Here is a 2,266-nt window from a genome sequence, read left to right on the forward strand (position 1 = left end):
TGTCTGAAATCCGGGAATAACCCGGAATAAGGTCGAAATCCGACCTAAAACAGCGGTATATTGGCCTAAACTGCAAAATTAGAGTTTAAAAATTAGGCCGGTGATGCTGCAACTTAATTGAGCGCTAAATTGCGGGACTTATTCGCAGTTTCCCTAGGGAAATGGACTAATTAGGCGAATTATGTACCAGTTAATCATATATACAACGATTGGATTTCTGGTCGTGGCATTATGTGCTGCGATATTTATTGATTGGGATAGAATCGGTGAAAAGTATTTTCCTGAAGTTTTCTCTAAGCCCGAAGATAAGTAAATGTTAGTCTTGAAGGTAGGTCAAAATTTGGCTGTCGAAAAAGGAAGGAAAATTTGTGAACACCATTCAATTGTTAGGTACCTCAGCAGTGGTATTAGCATTCGTTGTGTTGATAGGCGGTTTTGACTGGATAAGCCGTAAAAAATAAATGCATTGTTGTGCGACTAATTCCCAGTGTACTCTTCATCGGGAAGTGGTGATAAGCCTGCCTCCGTCATCAAGTCACTTTAAAATCCATCAAAATCTCCCCAAGCAAAGTATGGAGAATGCTTGAACAAACATAAAACTAATCCATCTCATGAAATAGATTAACGTGTATTAGGGCGTGTATATGGTCTCCCCCTTTATTGCAAGAGTAAACATGCTGTTTGACTAAAATGGTTTGCGTCCGTATATCCGGCTTCTCGTTGAAGTATTTTCACTTCGAGCCTCGATGAACTTCGCCCATATCGTCCTTATCGTTGACTCGGATTAATAATCCACACGCCCTATCAGGTTTTCGATATGTCGGTTTAACCGTATTGTCATCACGTTATGTTTATTCAGCAATCCTTGGAAGTGAACTGGTTCATTATTAACTTAAGCGGTTGTCAACTCAGGCTGATAATCGCCACCTTGTGCTAATAGTGCCCAAGCTATTCGGGCCAACTTGTTAGCCAGTGCAACCGCGGCTTTGTTTCTCCCCCGCGTTTGCTCTATTCGCTTTATCCATTGAGACAATGGTGTCTCTTTATGTTTACTCACTCGCATGACAGCCCTGGCACCATGAATGAGTAAGGTTCTTAGATAGCTATCTCCACGCTTACTAATCCCCTGTAGATTATGCTTGCCTCCTGAGCTATGTTGTTTGGGTACCAGCCCCAATGATGCTGAGACTGCCCGGCCATTCTTAAACTCACTGCCATTGCCGATATGTTGATAAAGCGCACTGGCTATAATTGGACCAACTCCGGGAATACTTTGTAGCCGTCTACAAGCTTCGTGTTGGCTTAGTTGTTTAATTTTCTTTGTATACCAGTCCAGGTGCTCATCCAGCTCTACAAGCTTTTGATAGTGTCGCTCTAACAGTTCTTTGAATAATTCACTCAAACCATTCTCAACCTGCCGGTCAAACAACTCAGGCAGTGATTTATACACATGGTTTATGCCTACCGGAACAATTATTCCGTACTCATTGAGCAATCCCCGTATTTCATTACAGTTGGCGGTTCTATCCCGTTCACACTTCTTTCGCATCACGTGTATCGCCTGAATATCTTGTTGGGTTTGCGTTTTCGTTCGCACAAACCGCATCTCGGGGCGTACAACTGCTTCTGCTATCGCCAGCGCATCATTAAAGTCCGTCTTATTACCTCGCACATACGCTTTTACATGCTGTGGTGCGATTTGTTTTACCTGATGCCCATACTTCGCTATTTCTCTCGCCCAATAGTGCGCACTGGCACATGACTCAACTCCCACCAAACAGGGGGATAGCTCACTAAAAAAATGCAGTACCTGATTTCGTCTTAACATTTTTTTACGCACAATCTTGCCTGCCTGATTACAGCAGACTAAATGGCTCACACTTTTTGCTAAATCCAGTCCAACCGTTGTAATATTCATTTTGGTCTCCTCACCTTGTTAACTTGATTGTTCAATTCCAAGTTTGGCACATTGCGATGCCGTTTGAGGGGGGAGACCATTCCATCGTTGATCTTTGCTGTACATATTTTGATCAACAATGCATCGGCAGCCACATTAACATAAATGCCAGCGATACCATGCTGGCATAATTGCGCTCTAACTTATCGTATCTAGGGAAACTGCGAATAAGTCCCGCAATTTAGCGCTCAATTAAGTTGCAGCATCACTGGCCTAATTTTTAAACTCTAATTTTGCAGTTTAGGCCAATATACCGCTGTTTTAGGTCGGATTTCGACCTTATTCCGGGTTATTCCCGGATTTCAGACA

1 protein-coding gene and 1 pseudogene are annotated in these 2,266 nt (G+C 42.8%); both read right to left on the reverse strand.

Annotated elements, in window-relative coordinates:
* Positions 1-892: 892 nt before the first annotated feature.
* Entirely contained in the window at positions 893-1,918 is a 1,026-nt protein-coding gene (locus MHN09_RS21115; protein ID WP_239241826.1) for an IS110 family transposase, read from the reverse strand.
* 112 nt (positions 1,919-2,030) lie between these two features.
* A pseudogene (locus tag MHN09_RS21120) lies at positions 2,031-2,111 on the reverse strand (IS5/IS1182 family transposase); the annotation flags it as partial.
* Positions 2,112-2,266 lie beyond the last annotated feature (155 nt).

Origin of the sequence: Alteromonas sp. MmMcT2-5 (assembly GCF_022348315.1) — a bacterium.
Classification (GTDB): domain Bacteria; phylum Pseudomonadota; class Gammaproteobacteria; order Enterobacterales; family Alteromonadaceae; genus Alteromonas; species Alteromonas macleodii.

What these genes read in the sequence shown, in the direction of transcription:
- MHN09_RS21115 (WP_239241826.1), bottom strand. Translation starts at nt 1,918, where the DNA reads ATGAATATTACAACGGTTGGACTGGATTTAGCAAAAAGTGTGAGCCAT.